Below are 15,948 nucleotides of genomic sequence, written 5' to 3' on the forward strand. Positions count from 1 at the left end.
CTGATTAATAGAGAAGGACGAGATAGGAAACGACCGCAAAGTCTTCTATTCCCTGACTGCTGGTTGCTGTCAGCACAGTTCCGCCTTTGGCAAACAGGCTTTGAACACCTTTTTCTTCACTCTTACCGGCAATACTATCTACGGCCACGGCAAGCAGATGCTGATAATGCGCCATGTCGGCGCCATTTTTAGTGGCCGAATTCAGTTGCGCCATTGCAGGCTCATCTACGTCACGGACCATAAAGGCCTGACGCTTCATCAAATCCAGCACTTTCTTACTCTGGGTAAAATTAAGCCTGATATCCGCATTGTCGGTAGCATAGACAAGAAAATACGGTGATAGCGGATAGTTATCATCTACTTGAACGGCCTCGTGCCCTGTCCTGACATTTTTCAGGCAGAAGACAATCCCAGGCTCAAGACCATCCGTCCTCATTTCCTCATCCAGCTTAATCGCTGCAAACAGTCCGAGCGGGGCTTTCTCAATATTTTGCTTTTCACTTTTGAGATAATCCGACAAATCCATTCGAAAGTCGTTTAGCGTCAAGTCGGTAATAGAGACACCACCCGTCATATCCTCCAGATCAACAACAGTGTCCTTGAGCTGTTGTAACTGTTTACGGCGGTACTCCAGATCATTCATTTCCTTCGCGTTTTCGTCGATGACGTTTTCTTCGCCTGTAGCGGAAATATCGAGAAGCACCATTCGTCCCGAGACCCTTGCCTCAAGGTTGATATATTCGTCCAGCTCCATATTTGGCCAAAAGTTAATAAGCTGGATTTGGGTGTTCTTTGAACCCAGCCGGTCAACACGACCAAAACGCTGGATAATCCGGACAGGGTTCCAGTGGATATCGTAATTTATAAGGCTATCGCAATCCTGTAGGTTCTGGCCTTCACTGATACAGTCCGTTGCGATAAGCAAGTCAATTTCCTGCGTCGCCTCCGGATCGATCCTGGCACGCTCTTTTGATACAGGCGAGAAGGCCGTCAGCAGATTATTGAGGTCCGACCATAGGCCGGTAAGCGTCGTCTTATTCGTTCCCGTCCCCGTAATCAACGCGCTGTGGATACCAAGCTCTTTTGAGGCCCACCCGGCAAGATGGGTGTATAGATACTGCGCGGTATCCGCAAAGGCAGTAAAAATGATAACTTTCTTATTGCCTGGATTTAGGGGATTTTCTGCCTTTTGAACAATGATCGTTTTGAGTTGCTCTAATTTGGCATCCCTGTCCGCCGTCACCTTCTTGGCGTCCTCAAGAATACTTTCTAGCAAGAGATGATCCGCTTCGAGCTCCTGTTTGAAGCGGATCAGGTCCATATCCTGCAAAAGGATTTTGGTTTTATTGCCGATCAGGAATGGCTCGAACTCGGGCGAATCCATTTCGATGTCTTGAATATCCTCAATGTTCAGGGCATCAATGTCACCTTGCTCATGCTCTTCGATCTTGGCGCGTAGCGTATCAACCTGAGCGAGAAGCTTTTCAACTGTCAGGGAGAAAGAGTGGATTGAACTCTCCATTCGCTTCAACAAGTTCACCCGCATCAAGTGGATCAGACTTTCTTCACGGTCAATCTGTTTAAAAACGCCCTTACCCGCGCCTACGGCCTTATCGTAACGGCGGGCATACTCTTCCTTTTTATCGTTACGCACAAACTTGAGCGGTGAATAACCGGCCAGGGATAACCGCCGGATGGTCTTGTTGACCTCTTTCAGTGGCGGGAATTCATTGGAAAGATCAATATCCGCATAGATATTGACCGGCTTCAGCCGCGTCGGGAATTTCCCGATGTCGGATGTGCCGTAATATCTCTCGATGTGCTTACGCGAGCGGGCAATCGTGACGACATCAAGCAGCTTGAAGTAATCAAAACTCATGCTGTCCAGCAAGGTTGCTGTCGTGCGGTTTTGGTTTTCAATGGGTTCATTGAGCCACGAGTTAAACTGGCGCTGAGCAAGACGCAACGTGCTTTCAATATTCTTGATCCCGACATCCTGAAAGGCATCGTCCTGGCCTTCGGTGATGAACGCTATCTGGTTCTTTAGATCGTTCATCCGATTATTCACCGGTGTGGCCGATAACATCAGGACTTTGGTTTTGACACCTGATCGAATGATGTCGTCAAGCAAACGCTCATAGCGGGTTTTGCCCTCGGCTTTGTTCGGGTTGTTCCTGAAGTTATGAGATTCATCGATAACGATGAGGTCGTAATTACTCCAGTTCAGGGTTTCTAGATTGATTTCTCCCGAATAACCTTTCACGCGGCTAAGGTCGGTGTGATTCAGTACATCGTAGTTGAACCGGTCACTGGCAAGCAGATTACGCTTGTCATTGATCGTGTACATTGTCCAGTTATCGCGCAGCTTTTTCGGACAAAGCACCAGTACACGGTCGTTGCGGAGTTCGTAGTATTTGATAACGGCGAGGGCTTCAAAAGTCTTACCGAGACCGACACTATCGGCGATAATGCAGCCGTTGTGCTTTTCAAGCTTGTCAATAGCCCCTAGCACACCATCTTTCTGAAACTTGTAAAGCTTGTTCCAGACAGCTGTGTCTTTAAAGCCGGTTTTGCTTTTGATGATATTTTCTTCATCAATATCTTGCAGGAAATCTTTGAAGATATTGTAAAGCGTAAGGAAATATATGAAATTTGCAGGCTGATCTGCTGCGATAAAGTCCAACTTCCGGATAAAATCGGCCTTTATATCTTTCACTGCCGATTCATCTGCCCATATCGAGTCAAACCAGCCTAATAGCTGCTTGCTTGTCTTCGGATCGCTGATGCCTGTATTCATTTGAAAGTGGTCAGACTGTACTGCGCCTAAACCAACGGGGCTGAGTGTGGCACTACCATGAACCGCAAAATCCGGCTTATCCGGGTTCGTGATATGAAACAGGTTTTGATTGCTCTGATTGAGGCCATCAGACGCTTTGACTTCAACCTTGCCGGATAGCCATTTGACGCACTCCTGGGCAATACGCTTCTGATCGAGCTTGTTGATAAGCCGTAATTCGTTTTCCGAGCCTATAAGAGATTGCAGGCTCGAATGCGGCCAATCAGTCAGCAATAACCGAACGTCCGATAATTTTGAGAACTCTTTCTTGAGGGAGGAAAAACCATAAAGCGTGAATAACGCAGACAGCACGGACAACTTCGAGCCTTCATAGGCATGAGCCTTTAGCTCCGTTCCCACATAGCCGCTATTCTTGTTATCCAACAACATAGTCTGCTTCCCTATTTCTTTTGACCGGCTTTACTTTCTTCAATCCAGTTATCGATATCGGATTGCTTGAAGCGCCAACTCCCTCCTACTTTAAACCCTGGCAACTTTCCCTCAGCTGCCAGCCTATAGGCCGTCTTCTCCGTCAGCTTGAGGAAGTCAGCGACTTCCTTGATGGTCAATATTTGTTCGGCCATTGCTTTCCCCCATCGTAGACAATTGGGAGAATATGAGAAAATTAGGGGAATCACAAGCAGAAAACCGACATGAGGGATGACGGCATTTACCTAACAGTTGGCTACTGAAAGCGAGGTGGCCAAAGATATCCAGAATGTCAGCAAGGCGTGCAAGCTGATGGATTACTCGCGGCAGCAGTTCTATGAGATCCGGCGTAACTACCAGACCTTCGGCTCCGAGGGGCTCGGTCGCCAAGCTACCCGGGCTGCGCGGCCCTCTCCCCAACCGAGTCAGTGAAGAGACCGAAACGGCCATCCTCGAGCACAGCCTGGCCTTCCCACACACAGCCCAGTGTGTGTCTCACAAGAGCTTGCCCCGCGGCATCCAGATCAGCTCTAACGGCGTGAGAAGTGTCTAGGGCCACCTTTACACCAACAAGCTGTCCATTACGCATTAACGTGCGCAGCAACGGCATGCTGCTGCTCTTCTTCGAATCGCAAGATGCCAGTATTAGCACAATACTCAGCGACAACGGTCGTGAATTCGGCGATCAAAAGGATCATCATTCGTATGAGCTGTTCTTCCAGCTCGAAGAGATCGAGCACCGCACAACCAAGGTGCGCCGGCCGCAAGGCAACGGATTCATCGAGCGGCTGCACCGAACGCTACTGGACGAGCACTTCCGTATCCAAGATCATGTCAAGTGGTACAAAGCCCTGGATGAGATGCAGCAGAACATGGATAACGACCTCGTCATCTGCAACAACAAACGCCCCCACCAAGGGCGCAACATGAAGGGGGTGACACCCTATACTATGTTCGAGAAAGAGCTCAACATCGAACGAAACGGAATGAGGTAACGTTGAGAATCGATTTTCAGACAAGCATCAGCCGACCATTAGCATCCCCATATTTTTTTAGTCCACATAAAACTTTTCCTGCGGTAGGAGGCGGACTCGTCATCATCTCTCGATAAGCCACTTCCAAGTTTTTTAGGAAGTCTTCCGACGGAGGACGCCCAGAAAAGTCGTCCAAGCTTGGTGAGAATTTTAAACCTACAATCTCGCACATGGCCTTCTCTAATCCCTGAGGTCTGGCCTCCGCGATCTCGAATCGTGACTGCTCTTCCACAGTTCTTCCACATGGAGAATACCAAAAACCGAAATCATCAATACTTCGTCGCCTATCACCCGCTAAGCAATAATGCGATATCTCGTGCAGCAAACTTCTCGGGTAGTTACTCCTAAAATAAATTATTGCACCTGTATTTTCTTTAGGTGCCACATAAAACGGCTCTTCTGCACCCCCAGTTATTTTCAGGCCGGGGAAAATACCTGCAAATGCGTCAATCAAATACTGACAGCATTCATCTTCATTAAGATCCATTTATAAACTCCTGAGAACAACCCGTTTGCCGGATAACAACAAAGCACTTAGAGACAACCAATAAATCTCGAGATTCCACCAGAAAGGTCAGCTATATTATTAACTATCTCTTATTTGGCATCCGAACAAGTCTGACCTTATTATTCTCGACAAAACCTGTCTCAAGCTCAAAATTGCGCCTCACTACATTTAGGTATTCCGTCATCAACAGGTCGTATTCTTGCTTGAGCTGGTTATAGTCACTGATTGCTTTTTGTTTTAGTACTTTCTGCTGCTCAATCTTAGAATTGGCCGTTGGTGTTGCTGGACCATTTTTCTTTCTAGCTTCCTCTGCATCTGCGATGGCTTCGCACAGTAATGGGTATCTTTCATAACGCACGTACCCTTTTCCTCGGCCAGCCTCACGCCCCACTGCATCTTTAGTGACTTTAAATCTAGTCGACTTGGTATCGACAAACTTGGTTGTGCCACTTTTCAAGCGCGCAAGAGCCTCCCAATACTCCTCTTCGATTTTACTTCGTGTTTTCAAGTGACCTCCTCTGTTTCAACAAGTCGCTGCAAAAAACTATCAATTTTCTTAATATTGGTCTCGTACTCTTGTCGTGCTCGCTTAGGGGCGCCTTCGGCTAGCTGGGCCTCATAAAACTCTTTTGTCTGCTCTAGCGCGGCTCTTGACCCTGGAAGGAATACGGCATTTTCGCAACTGATACAGGCGGATGCTAGTACTCCAGCGCCTTTATTACAGGCCGCCACAGATATGCATCCTCCAACTAGTGTGGGCCTATAACGAAACTTTCCCTTTTTTACTGCTTGCTTTGTCGACACCCGGCTTTCTAGGAACATAGGCAATTCATATCTGTCCTTTTGGGCATTCAATCTTCTGCCTGCGATACCCTCTAATGGCTGATCGCTTTCTAGAAGCGTATGGATGCTATCCGCTTCAGCACGTGCTTTGGCATCTGACCACTCAGCACGCAGGGACTTGATCTCAGCTTCTTCACCCAGAATATTTATAGCTCTTGAATTTGAGTCTGAGTAATATACTGTCATCACCATGCTGATATGTTTAAGCTGTGCCTTGAGTACCGGATATGACACCATTCCGCTAGCTGCCGCATAGACTGTCATTGACCGTCTAAACTGGTGGAATGTTAGTGGCCAGACCTTACCAGCTTTGATAGCTTCTGGTACGCCCTCCCCATATAAAAACCAACTTATTTCTGCTATATCCTGGTCTGTGACTTCTAGCTCTTTCTTGTAAAGATCTTCATTAATACGTTTTAAGCAGAAAGAGGTTGTTGTAAACCGAAATTGCCGATGTGGAATACCGCTTTTTCCGTGTTCAATTGACATAAAAAGAGGCGTTTCTTGTTCTTGGATATCCGTTATTCGCCTGTCGCCAGACCATTCAAGCACACCTTCAGTAATTATCTTTGCAACCTTAAAAGCAGCTTCGACGGCTAAGCATGTCACCCACTTCGTAAACCGAGGAGCACCATTGGCCTCTAGCTTGGTAGTTGTCGACCAAACAACAGGGATAGGACCATTATCGGTATTTATTGTCTTTAATCCGTTAAGGGGAACGGCCAACAATTCACTCTTGCGCATGCCAGTAAACGCAGAAATTAAAATGGCACACCGAAGCTGCCAGCGCTTAAGGTTTTCGACAAGCCCAGCCCAGCTTTCACTTTTTGAAACACCTGCTTTATAAAGCCCTTTCAAGGCTTCAGAAACATCTACGTTCTCACACAATAACTTTTTCCAGTAGTACTGAGTCCGCCCATCCTGGCGCCTTGTTGTTGTAGTAGGAACCAAGCTTCTATCCAGCGCAACTCCTTTATCTCTCGCAAGACTTCGCATAGAAAAGACAAGCTTTATATATTTCTCGTGTTGTAAGAAACAATCTAGATCTTCAATGGTTTTCTTGAGCACACTTTGATAGATCTCTGAAGGAATAAGTAGCGTCTGTACTGAATCCGAGGTTTCTGGAAACTTCTTTCTGGTTCTTTTCAATTTATTCAGAAACTCAACCGAAGGCCTTATTTCTTGCCAGAATATGTTATTGCTGAGTACCGTTGCGGTATCCGCGATGCGCTGAATTTTTCCGAGAAAAAGCCCTGCCTGTTTTGTTGTTGAAGCTCGGCTCGTTAAGAAATCTATTGCGTCGGGGGTTGAGAAGATTTTTTTCGGGGAAATCTCTCTATCTGAACAGTAACGTACCAAAAACGAAATTGCCGTCACATCGCCGTTAAGCTTTGACATTGAACAACCACCCAGCGCACTTATCCAATGTAGCGTAAGAATTTTAAGAAACTCATTGGCGATATCTGATCTATGTGTGCGCGCTGGTTTTACCCCATCAACTGGGGTAATGCTCTCCATCTTTGCTCTGAAATTAAGTAATCGAACCGTTGAGCTTGTGGCGCTGTAATCCCAAGTATCATCCCGAAATATCGATCTAGGGCTTCCATCTTTATTGATCGTAACCACCATATCATCAGCAGGTTTTAGAGCTGAGAATTCATTTGGTAGATAGGCCTCGTTAACAATGGGATTACGAAACATTAATTTTGACAAACTATAACCCTCTTCCAGAATTGCTTGCCAAGCGGGTCAAAATTTCAACCTGCCTACCCCAATGTCGGTTATAGTTTCCCATTTCTATCTCGTCTTCGGCCTGCCTTATTACTTTCCTAAGCTCAGGATTATTTTTGCTTACAAAGTCCAAGATTTCGTCAATTCGAAAGATTGCTGGTTTAACAACAGCTTCATAGTGTTCTGAGTCATTTCGAATCATTGACGTGGCATTCAGCGCTTCTTTAAGACTCAAGAGCTTATGGATATCTTCAAAATCTTCATGGACTGCGTAGTATTCACAGAAAAGACAACTTTCGAACGTACCACAGCTTGGCTCAGGGGCTTTAGAGTTAAACCCCTTGGCCCTTAAAGGGATTACACCGTTCATGTTGGCACATGATCCGGAGGCGATTCGTTCAGATCCGTCTTCACTTGCAATACTCACAGGTAAGGGACTATGAGTTGTTCGATTAAAATACCTAATTTGAGAAGTCAGCTCCTCATGATAACGATTCATTTCCTTAGCCTGAGCTTCTATATCAATTGACGTATAAGCCCTTGCTGTCGTTGCCAGTGAGTTGTTTAGCTTCTTAGCAACTAAAGAAACTTTACCTTGTGATTTGCGAATGAAATACTCACCCGCAAGCTGCCTTATATCCCTTGATGATATTTTGGCAAGTCCTTTAAATAGGGGAGACTTTCTGGTGAGGATTACACCGCCACTTCTGTCGAACCGTTGTAATTTATTACTTTCGCCAATTTTGACGAACAGGTACTCTTGGGCATTTCCAGGCAGTTCAAGAGTTTCAGCCCAGGCCCTTAATTTTAAAAACTTTATGATCTCTCGCTTTAAATGGCTGGGCGCTTCAAATTTAACCGCTCTGCCCGCGCGAAATTTGTGTTTCTTTGCAAAAGCACTAGACCCTACCTTACTGAGATCTATATCGATTATTTTAAGATCAAGTGTTGGTTGAACATTTGCCGCTGTAAAAGCAAGATATATCTGAAAAAAGCAGAATACACTTAAATTATAGGCATAGACCTTTTGAGGTGTTAACTTTCCGCTTATCCATTCATTTCTATTACCAACAAGCGCTCTATCATAAAATTCGGATTTCTCCGATGATTTGCTTTTAAAGTTTTTTGCCAGAACATCTTTTATTTCATGAAACGGCAGAGGGTCTCCCTCTTTGGTAAAGCAACTTGACAAACTTACCAAAGAAGTCCCTAAGTTTGAATGCCAATATAGGTGTTCACGCTCATCATGCGGAGGGCTAACCGGGATGGGATATTGATTATCTAAGATAGAGTCAGCAAATTGATTGAAATAAACAGCACACGCACGTAAGTAGTCCTGCCCATCCTGAAGGCTTACAGCCCTGTCCTCGTTTACTGCGTTAGACTGCCGGCTACGTTGTTTCGGTATAAGAGCAAGAATTTCATTGTTCGATAGTTGAAATGCCCACTGGATAAAGCTCCGTGCAGTATTTAAGCGCTTTAAAATCGACGATGGTTTAAGAGACAAATCACCTCTCACACTACCCCTTTGGTCAAGAATGTTTTGATAACGCTGGTACTCACTCACCAACCCATCTAATGTGGTTGGCTTTAAACCTCCGTCAAAGTCACAAAAATGAAAGAAATAGCGCAAGCAATGCAGGTTCTGCCGAAGAGTTTCATCCCGCCACCCTTTGCTCAACGCGATATACAAATAGTTTCGGAGCCACGCTACTCTTTCTGACGATAAAGATTCGGTATTAACCGAGCCGGGGATATAGTGTTTACCACTCAGGTAACGCCCAGAATCTAGGACGCGTTCCAGATAACACACTCTGCCAACATCCACTTTAAAGTGCATACCATCCGACCGGCGGCCTTTTATCACCACCGCTTGAGGAGCATACACTTGGGGCAACTTATTAGGATTAACTTCAATTAAAGGGCGACTGGCGACAGAGTCATTCATTATCGTAACCACACATCATCTCGCCAAAAGCTTCTTGTATGTCATAAAACTCAGAAAGTTCAGAATCGAAGTTGAGATACCCCTCAGTCGTTTTAAAATTACTGTGATTCAAACGTTGCCTAACATGATCAAAGATTTTTGAATCAGGATAACCGTTTGCTCTCATTGACCTCACGGTATTCATACCCATAGTCGCCCTGAGGTCATGAAAAGTGAAAACTTTAAAGTCTGGTTCGTTTTTTTGGATGCGGGAAATAAACCTCCCCAGCTCATTCCTGAGAGACTGCCCGTTCTTGGGCACCATCATGGGCGCTTTAATATTCCAGGCCGCGTTAGGATCTTGGCGATCTAGGACTTCTCGTTGAGCTGTATAGTAAGGATTTCCATCTCGAGTTAAAAATACATAGTTATCGTCTGTATCACCATAAAAACTATTATTATAAAGCCTTCGATCTTCTGCACGCTTGCAGTCGATATAGGCCATTAAATCATAAATTAGCTCACGCCTAAAAATCAGCCTATTTAATCTGCTGCCTTTCGTATCAGCCTTGAAGCGCTGGCCTCCATTTATAACAACATGAGTCATTGACGGAGTAGCTTCTAATTCACTATGTGCTTGCTTGATACAGCCGATACTTAATGTGCATACGGTTTGCTGTCTTGCCCCTGTTTCGAGTGCGGTTCGAATCATTAACTCCAGTTCTATAGATGCGTAATTTTTTCTAAACCCACCAAAAATAATCTGCTGCTCTTCCGGGGTTAAAGGACGCAAACTCCCCCCGTCTCTTAGCTGTCCCACTGGAGAGTTTTGATATCTGCTGCTCTTGATTCTAAGGTCATTAGTAATGACCTGAGTGCTCCGAACTAAACCTACCCGATTGGTGACCATTATTGACTTTCTTATCGGGGTGAATGGCTCATTTTCTAAACTCGCTTCCGTCACCAGCGATTCATAGCGAATGTTTTTATAGAAGTGAGCAACCGTAGAAAGTACGTTATTAATGCTTTCGGCACTAAAATCGTGGTTATCCAAAACTTGACTCATGAGCACTCTAAACTTTTGTGGTGCACGTTCGTAGTAAAGCTTAGGAAGATCTAGAAAATGTTGCCCTGAGTCTTCTAAGTACTGGAGATAGTACTTTAAGTGAGTCGCTCTCGCTGTGAGCGTTCTCATATTAGAAAGGCTTGGCTTTTCTAATTGGCCTAACAAATAGGCATTACCAATATCCCAGGGCAGTCCGTTTGATTGAAGGATGACTGACATCTTTGGAAAATAACCGCAGCCTTCTAGGTGGGAAAAGTGATATTCATATTCGTCGTCCGCTTCCCCCTCCTTCCAAATCAACCGTCCCTTATAAAAGTGGCTTAAATGGATAACTCTCGCTGTTGATTTAAAAAGATCATTGAGGGTTGCTTTCATACCTATTATAGGATCCCCTTAGGATGTACATCATCCGAACATGAGTTCCCTAGCATGTCAACCTTTAAAGAGATGCATGGACTTCATGCAATGCACTGGAGAAGAAGCCACGCGCCAGATAAATACGGTGATGGCGACTCTCTCTCTCTTCACGCTCGTCATCATCACCTCTCTCGCCTGTTTGCGTCAGGCGCATGCCTGCCGGCAGATAAAGCGGTTCTTCAGGTGCGCGGCGCAGCAACGTATTGAATGTCTCGGCGAACAGGCCATCGAACAGCGCGATCAGGGGTGCCAGTTCATGGCCATGCACTAGCGTCGATACAGGCGCATCAAGGATGGCTTTACTGGGCATGAACGAGCGACAAGTAGAGGAGAACTCGGAAGACGGCAGCACGGGCAACTCTCAGCAATCACGTCATGCGTGACAATGTCAGTGGAAGGCACAGCAGGCAGATTTTAGCCCTCTAAACGTTGTCATTATACGTGGCTTGCCCATCGAACGTCATTTCAGCTGACAGCTCATTGCACAGCCACGATAATTCACTCTACTCCGTCCCGCGGGCAGGCCTTATCTGCTAGGATGGCGCCCTTAAGCAAGAATGATTCTCGATTACTAGCAGGAGCCCATCGTGCACGCCGCTGATTCACCGCCCTCTTCAGGCCCACCTCCCCCCCTTCTTCCCAGGGTGCGCATAGAAACCTCGCGCCTGCTTAAACTAGCGCTGCCTATCTGTGGCGCTCAGCTGGCTCAGGCTGGTATGAGTGCCGTAGACATACTGATGACAGGGCGCTCCAGTGCCACAGATCTTGCCGCGGTTTCAGTAGGCTCAAGCCTGTGGGTACCCTTGTTGCTACTGATGGCTGGCACGCTGATGGGGCTGACGCCGGTCGTCGCGCAATTGATGGGCGGTAATCGTAGCGGTGAGGTGCGCGATAATGTGCACCAATCACTATGGATTTCACTCGTGCTCGGTAGCGTATCAGGGCTTGCACTTTGGTATCTGGCAGTCCCTATATTCACGGCAATGGACGTGCCTTCTGCTGTTGCTGAGCAAGCGACGCTCTATTTGATGGCCATTGCATGGGGGATGCCAGGCGCAGCCTTCTATCAGGTACTGCGCGCCTATTCCGATGGCATGAATCATACCCGGCCTGCCTTGATCATCAGCCTGGTAGGGCTGCTATCGAATATCCCGCTCAATTACGTATTGATTTACGGCTCCGCGGGGGTAGACGAGCTGCTGGGAATCACCCTTCCCGGAATATTGGGCGATATTCCCGCCATGGGTGCCGCCGGTTGTGGCATTGCAACAGGTCTCGCCATGTGGATCATGTGCCTGAGCATGTTCGCCTATACTCGTCGCAGCAGCGCATATCGTGCAGTCGCGCTGTGGTGCCAGCCCAGCCCGCCACAGTTCAAGAAAATAGCGGAACTGCTCAAGGTCGGCCTGCCTATTGGCATCGCCATCTTCTTTGAAGTCACTCTGTTCACGGTCATTGCTCTATTCGTGGCTAGCTTTGGTGAAATCAAGGTCGCTGCACATCAAGTAGCACTCAACTTCACCTCGCTGTTGTTCATGCTGCCGCTATCGATGGCAATGGCGCTTACCGTGAGGGTCGGCCATACCATCGGACGTGGAGATATGCGTGAGGCGCGCTTCGTCGCATGGAATGGTGTCGCTTTCTCGCTAGTAGTGGCGCTGGTCAATGATATGGTGATCTGGGTGTTGGCAGAACCAGCAGTTGCTCTCTATACCAGCAACCTCAAAGTACAGGCGCTGGCACTGTCATTGATAACGCTAGCGATGCTTTACCAGGTGTCCGACTCCCTGCAGGTCGCGATGGCAGGCGCACTACGTGGCTTCAAGGACACTCGTATCATCATGTTGATTACCATGTTCGCCTATTGGGTCGTCGGACTTGGCGGTGGCCATCTCCTGGGCGTCGGCAGTGAAGCCTTCCCTGTCTGGCCATGGCCTGTAGAGGAAATGGGCGTCTATGGCTATTGGATTGGCATGGTCGCGGGACTCACCGTCGCAGCGATTCTTCTCGGTTGGCGGCTATGGGTCATTGCGCGTCGCGCTATCAAGGGTGATGGCCTGCCCGGATAAGTACTGCATGTAATCAAGCACTCCTCGAGTGCTTGATTACGAGGCGCCATTACAGGCTTTATCTAACGCGACATAGCATTCCACAAGAGCTCACTGACTGGTTCCCATCTGGTCAGTGAGCTCTTGCGTTTAAACAGAAAAGTGAACATGGACGGTCATTTCGTCCAAGAAGGGGTTACCGTCAAGGCTAAGGCTGTGCTAATGGTTATTGAGGGCGGTACGTTCTTTACCCCAAGACTTGATCTTTCTGCACGGGGAAAGACGTACCAGCACACGCCGAGGGCGATCGACAAGCTGCTGAGGAGGGTTCGTCATGGGCGTACCAGTTTCTTCCCCCCGCTCTGCCAAGGTCATCGACCTAAGTGTCATGCGCGACAGAATGCGGGCAAGACGCCGCGTTCTCCGTCTTGCACCGGAAAACGATGGTCTCGAAATGCTCTATCAACTCGACAGCGACCCGGAGAGCTATTACAGCATTCCAGTGCTGGCTTGGGGGCTACGTGAGGATGGTGAAGTGGTCGGTATGGTGCCGTGGATGGAGAGTCTAATCCCCTGCCACGAGCTTGAAGACCCACAGCAAGGCCATTTTGTCGGTTATCGCGATCCGGAAACCGATGATGTTTTCATGCTGGCACCTGATCACAAGGTGTTCGAGCTGGAACACGCGGCGGCCTATTACGACTATGAAGCATCGGAAAAGACCACGCTATTGCAGCAGCTACCCGATACGCTGGGAACTCATGCACTATGCATGACGAATAGTGCATCGCAGTGGCAGCTCAAGCAGGTCTTTGGCTGGCGTCTGTACAGTGATGGCAATATCGAAGCGTTACTGGTCGATGAGGCTCGTGTAACGCAGACTCCAGTATTGGCGGGCGATGACTGCCTATATCCTGGTCGGAGTCGCCACGATATGGTCTATTTCTTCCAGCGCGCCGTAGCCAATCAGATTCGTGAGCAGGACCCGGCAACGCTGGAAGCTCTCGCGGTGATGATGACCGGCGACAACAGCGATCAGGTCAGCGTAGGGGTTCATGACTGCGAAGCCTGACATGCTGAACCTGCTACCTGCTGAGCTCAGCTGATGCGGATGTAATACAGGAATTGCTCCGGCGTTTCATGACGTAGCTCCAGAGTGTGTCCAAGGAAGGTGCAAAACTTGGGCACATCCCGAGTGGTCGCGGGGTCAGTAGCTATCACTTTGAGCAAATCTCCAGAAGATAGCTCACGTACCTTATTGTGCAGCATCATGATGGGCTCTGGGCAATATAGCCCACTGGTTTCGAGTTCAGCATCAGGCACAGGTAGAGTAGTATCGGTCATCGAAGGCTCCTGAAAATCCTGCCGCCAAGAGACGGCATGTGCAAAGTGGGGGGAGACAGGCATGATCAAGGTACTGATCGAACGGCATATCATGCCGGGGCTGGAACAGGATTACGAACAAGCTTCACGAGAAGTCGTGAGGGAGGCCATGCATGCACAAGGCTTCATTTCCGGTGAGAACCTGGTGGAAAGTGGCCGCCCAGGTCATCGTATTTTGATTACCTCATGGCGAGATGCAAGAGCCTGGCAGGAATGGTCAGTCAGTAACGCACGAGACCGTATGATGGCGCGTCTGGGCCCCATGCTATCCCAACCTGAGCGTATCGTGATGCTCGAGCACACCTGAGTGCATTCGGCTGCTGGTTGGCTACTCAAAGCGAAAACGAAAGACTGAAACAAAAATCCCACGTACCGCAATCGCGGCCGTGGGATTTTTGTTGATATATCAGGCCACAAGATGGCTGAGCTTAGTGCGTGATACGTACGTGTACAGTGACTTCTTCCCGATCATGGTAGAGATGGCGACAGCGAATCTCAGCCCCGACATGAGAGTTCTCAAGACTCTGTGCCAGGTAATCAAGGCAACGCGACACTTCTTTCCAGCGCTGTTTCATCGGCAGCTTGAGATTGAAGACCGCTTCGTTGCACCAGCGCTTCTTCAGCCAGCGCTCGACCATCTCAGTCACACGGATGGGGCGATCAACAATATCGCAGACCAACCAATCAAGGCGCAATGGCGGCTCCCAGGTAAAGCCATCCTCCTTGAGGTGCTCTACCTGTCCGGTCGCCATCAGGTCCTTGTTCATGGGGCCATTATCGATGGCAAACACAAACATGCCCTTCTCTACCAATTGGAAAGTCCAGCCTCCCGGCGCAGCCCCCAGATCAGCAGCTTGCATACCGGTCGCAATACGACGCTCCCACTGATCGCGCGGTACGAATTCATGCCACGCCTCTTCCAGCTTGAGAGTAGAGCGGCTCGGTGCGCGACTCGGCGAACGTAAGTGGCGAATACCATTGGCGTACTCACTACGGTTACCCGGGAAACTCATCCCCAGCTGTACTTCATCGCCATCAGTCCAGAACACATGCAGCGCACGACCACCAGCCTTGCGACGCAGTGCACCACGCTTCTTGAGCGCAGATTCCAACGGGCGACCTACCGCCTTGCCAAGCCCGGAGAGCGCCTTGCCGTCATTGGTGTCCGGCATCTCGTGACGAATCTCTTCAAAGCTCCAGCCAGCATCCACCACCTGCTGCAGAATCGGAGAGACGCGATTCTCGCGTGACATGCCTACCATCGGCTCCAATGCCACGAGCGTCTGGCGCGCAAACACCAGTGCTTCCAGCGGCATCTCACGATGCAAGGTGTTGGCAGGCTCGTCGCCAGTCACCACGTAACGCACAAAACCACTGTTACGTGCCGCAATGGGGTAGCCCGGCGCACCAACATAGGCAGCTTTCTCACAGACTTCTGCAGCAAGATCAGCCTCGAAGCCAGGGCGGCAATACAGCAACAGTTCTTGAGGTTGCATCATCATCTCCAGTACAGAAGGCTGGGGAGTCTAACGTCTTGCCCCTACCTTCTACAAACGTGCACGCATGGCTGCAGTGACTGAATCACCGAAGCATTAAATCTCACGCATACTTTTTGACTTACAAAGAGAACCGCCCCTGCAGCAAGGCTACAGGGGCGGTTCAGTATAGGTGCCTGACGATGACCTACTCTCGCATGGAGAAACTCCACACTACCATCGGCGCTAAG

The 15,948-nt window shown here is 48.4% G+C and carries 13 protein-coding genes and 1 pseudogene; 4 read left to right on the forward strand and 10 right to left on the reverse strand.

Translation table 11 applies throughout. The features are described from left to right. Nucleotides 1-4 precede the first annotated feature (4 nt). Nucleotides 5-3,226, reverse strand: coding sequence for a helicase-related protein (locus CFN46_RS03355; protein ID WP_088742658.1), 3,222 nt, complete (start codon nucleotides 3,224-3,226; stop codon nucleotides 5-7). An 11-nt stretch (nucleotides 3,227-3,237) separates the two neighbouring features. Beyond that, nucleotides 3,238-3,420 (reverse strand): helix-turn-helix domain-containing protein, encoded by a 183-nt coding sequence (locus tag CFN46_RS03360; protein WP_088742659.1) that lies wholly within the window; start codon nucleotides 3,418-3,420, stop codon nucleotides 3,238-3,240. Between the two features lie 97 nt (nucleotides 3,421-3,517). On the opposite strand from CFN46_RS03360, the pseudogene CFN46_RS03365 reads away from it, so the two are divergent. Then, a pseudogene (locus tag CFN46_RS03365) lies at nucleotides 3,518-4,260 on the forward strand (integrase core domain-containing protein). 16 nt (nucleotides 4,261-4,276) lie between these two features. Here CFN46_RS03365 and CFN46_RS03370 read toward each other — a convergent pair. The 6 genes from CFN46_RS03370 to CFN46_RS03395 form a co-directional block, all read right to left on the reverse strand. Beyond that, complete coding sequence (locus CFN46_RS03370) at nucleotides 4,277-4,786, reverse strand: elongation factor P hydroxylase (RefSeq protein WP_088742660.1); 510 nt, start codon at nucleotides 4,784-4,786, stop codon at nucleotides 4,277-4,279. 103 nt (nucleotides 4,787-4,889) lie between these two features. Next, complete coding sequence (locus CFN46_RS03375) at nucleotides 4,890-5,315, reverse strand: hypothetical protein (RefSeq protein WP_088742661.1); 426 nt, start codon at nucleotides 5,313-5,315, stop codon at nucleotides 4,890-4,892. Next, nucleotides 5,312-7,363: a hypothetical protein gene (locus CFN46_RS03380; protein WP_141103623.1), complete on the reverse strand. Its 2,052-nt coding sequence runs from the start codon at nucleotides 7,361-7,363 to the stop codon at nucleotides 5,312-5,314. Before CFN46_RS03380 ends, CFN46_RS03375 begins: the two co-directional genes overlap by 4 nt. 1 nt (nucleotide 7,364) lies before the next feature. Continuing rightward, the gene (locus CFN46_RS03385) at nucleotides 7,365-9,329 is read right to left on the reverse strand and encodes a hypothetical protein (RefSeq protein WP_088742663.1); all 1,965 of its coding nucleotides are present in this window, start codon (nucleotides 9,327-9,329) and stop codon (nucleotides 7,365-7,367) included. Further along, complete coding sequence (locus tag CFN46_RS03390) at nucleotides 9,322-10,749, reverse strand: tyrosine-type recombinase/integrase (protein ID WP_088742664.1); 1,428 nt, start codon at nucleotides 10,747-10,749, stop codon at nucleotides 9,322-9,324. Before CFN46_RS03390 ends, CFN46_RS03385 begins: the two co-directional genes overlap by 8 nt. A 64-nt stretch (nucleotides 10,750-10,813) precedes the next feature. Next, a complete protein-coding gene (locus tag CFN46_RS03395) occupies nucleotides 10,814-11,143 on the reverse strand; it encodes an elongation factor P hydroxylase (RefSeq protein ID WP_254918388.1) in 330 nt (109 codons plus the stop codon). 292 nt (nucleotides 11,144-11,435) lie between these two features. Between CFN46_RS03395 and CFN46_RS03400 the strand changes: the two genes are divergently transcribed. Both CFN46_RS03400 and CFN46_RS03405 read left to right on the forward strand, forming a co-directional pair. Continuing rightward, on the forward strand, nucleotides 11,436-12,860 hold the full coding sequence (locus CFN46_RS03400) for an MATE family efflux transporter (RefSeq protein ID WP_024953374.1): 1,425 nt from the start codon (nucleotides 11,436-11,438) through the stop codon (nucleotides 12,858-12,860). Between the two features lie 313 nt (nucleotides 12,861-13,173). Next, entirely contained in the window at nucleotides 13,174-13,911 is a 738-nt protein-coding gene (locus CFN46_RS03405; RefSeq protein ID WP_024953373.1) for a hypothetical protein, read from the forward strand. Nucleotides 13,912-13,937: 26 nt separating this feature from the next. On the opposite strand, the gene tusA is transcribed toward CFN46_RS03405, so the two are convergent. Next, complete coding sequence (gene tusA, locus CFN46_RS03410) at nucleotides 13,938-14,183, reverse strand: sulfurtransferase TusA (protein WP_024953372.1); 246 nt, start codon at nucleotides 14,181-14,183, stop codon at nucleotides 13,938-13,940. 61 nt (nucleotides 14,184-14,244) lie between these two features. Here tusA and CFN46_RS03415 point away from each other — a divergent pair, with 61 nt between their 5' ends. Next, nucleotides 14,245-14,529: an antibiotic biosynthesis monooxygenase gene (locus CFN46_RS03415; RefSeq protein WP_024953371.1), complete on the forward strand. Its 285-nt coding sequence runs from the start codon at nucleotides 14,245-14,247 to the stop codon at nucleotides 14,527-14,529. Nucleotides 14,530-14,650: 121 nt separating this feature from the next. On the opposite strand, the gene rlmM is transcribed toward CFN46_RS03415, so the two are convergent. Next, entirely contained in the window at nucleotides 14,651-15,724 is a 1,074-nt protein-coding gene (gene rlmM / locus CFN46_RS03420; RefSeq protein WP_035160575.1) for a 23S rRNA (cytidine(2498)-2'-O)-methyltransferase RlmM, read from the reverse strand. Nucleotides 15,725-15,948: the final 224 nt, after the last annotated feature.

This window comes from Cobetia sp. QF-1 (genome assembly GCF_002213105.1).
GTDB classification, from domain to species: Bacteria; Pseudomonadota; Gammaproteobacteria; order Pseudomonadales; family Halomonadaceae; genus Cobetia; species Cobetia crustatorum.

What these genes read in the sequence shown, in the direction of transcription:
- rlmM (WP_035160575.1), bottom strand. Translation starts at nt 15,724, where the DNA reads ATGATGATGCAACCTCAAGAACTGTTGCTGTATTGCCGCCCTGGCTTC.
- CFN46_RS03390 (WP_088742664.1), bottom strand. Translation starts at nt 10,749, where the DNA reads ATGAAAGCAACCCTCAATGATCTTTTTAAATCAACAGCGAGAGTTATC.
- CFN46_RS03370 (WP_088742660.1), bottom strand. Translation starts at nt 4,786, where the DNA reads ATGGATCTTAATGAAGATGAATGCTGTCAGTATTTGATTGACGCATTT.
- CFN46_RS03385 (WP_088742663.1), bottom strand. Translation starts at nt 9,329, where the DNA reads ATGAATGACTCTGTCGCCAGTCGCCCTTTAATTGAAGTTAATCCTAAT.
- CFN46_RS03415 (WP_024953371.1), top strand. Translation starts at nt 14,245, where the DNA reads ATGATCAAGGTACTGATCGAACGGCATATCATGCCGGGGCTGGAACAG.
- CFN46_RS03405 (WP_024953373.1), top strand. Translation starts at nt 13,174, where the DNA reads ATGGGCGTACCAGTTTCTTCCCCCCGCTCTGCCAAGGTCATCGACCTA.
- CFN46_RS03360 (WP_088742659.1), bottom strand. Translation starts at nt 3,420, where the DNA reads ATGGCCGAACAAATATTGACCATCAAGGAAGTCGCTGACTTCCTCAAG.
- CFN46_RS03355 (WP_088742658.1), bottom strand. Translation starts at nt 3,226, where the DNA reads ATGTTGTTGGATAACAAGAATAGCGGCTATGTGGGAACGGAGCTAAAG.
- tusA (WP_024953372.1), bottom strand. Translation starts at nt 14,183, where the DNA reads ATGACCGATACTACTCTACCTGTGCCTGATGCTGAACTCGAAACCAGT.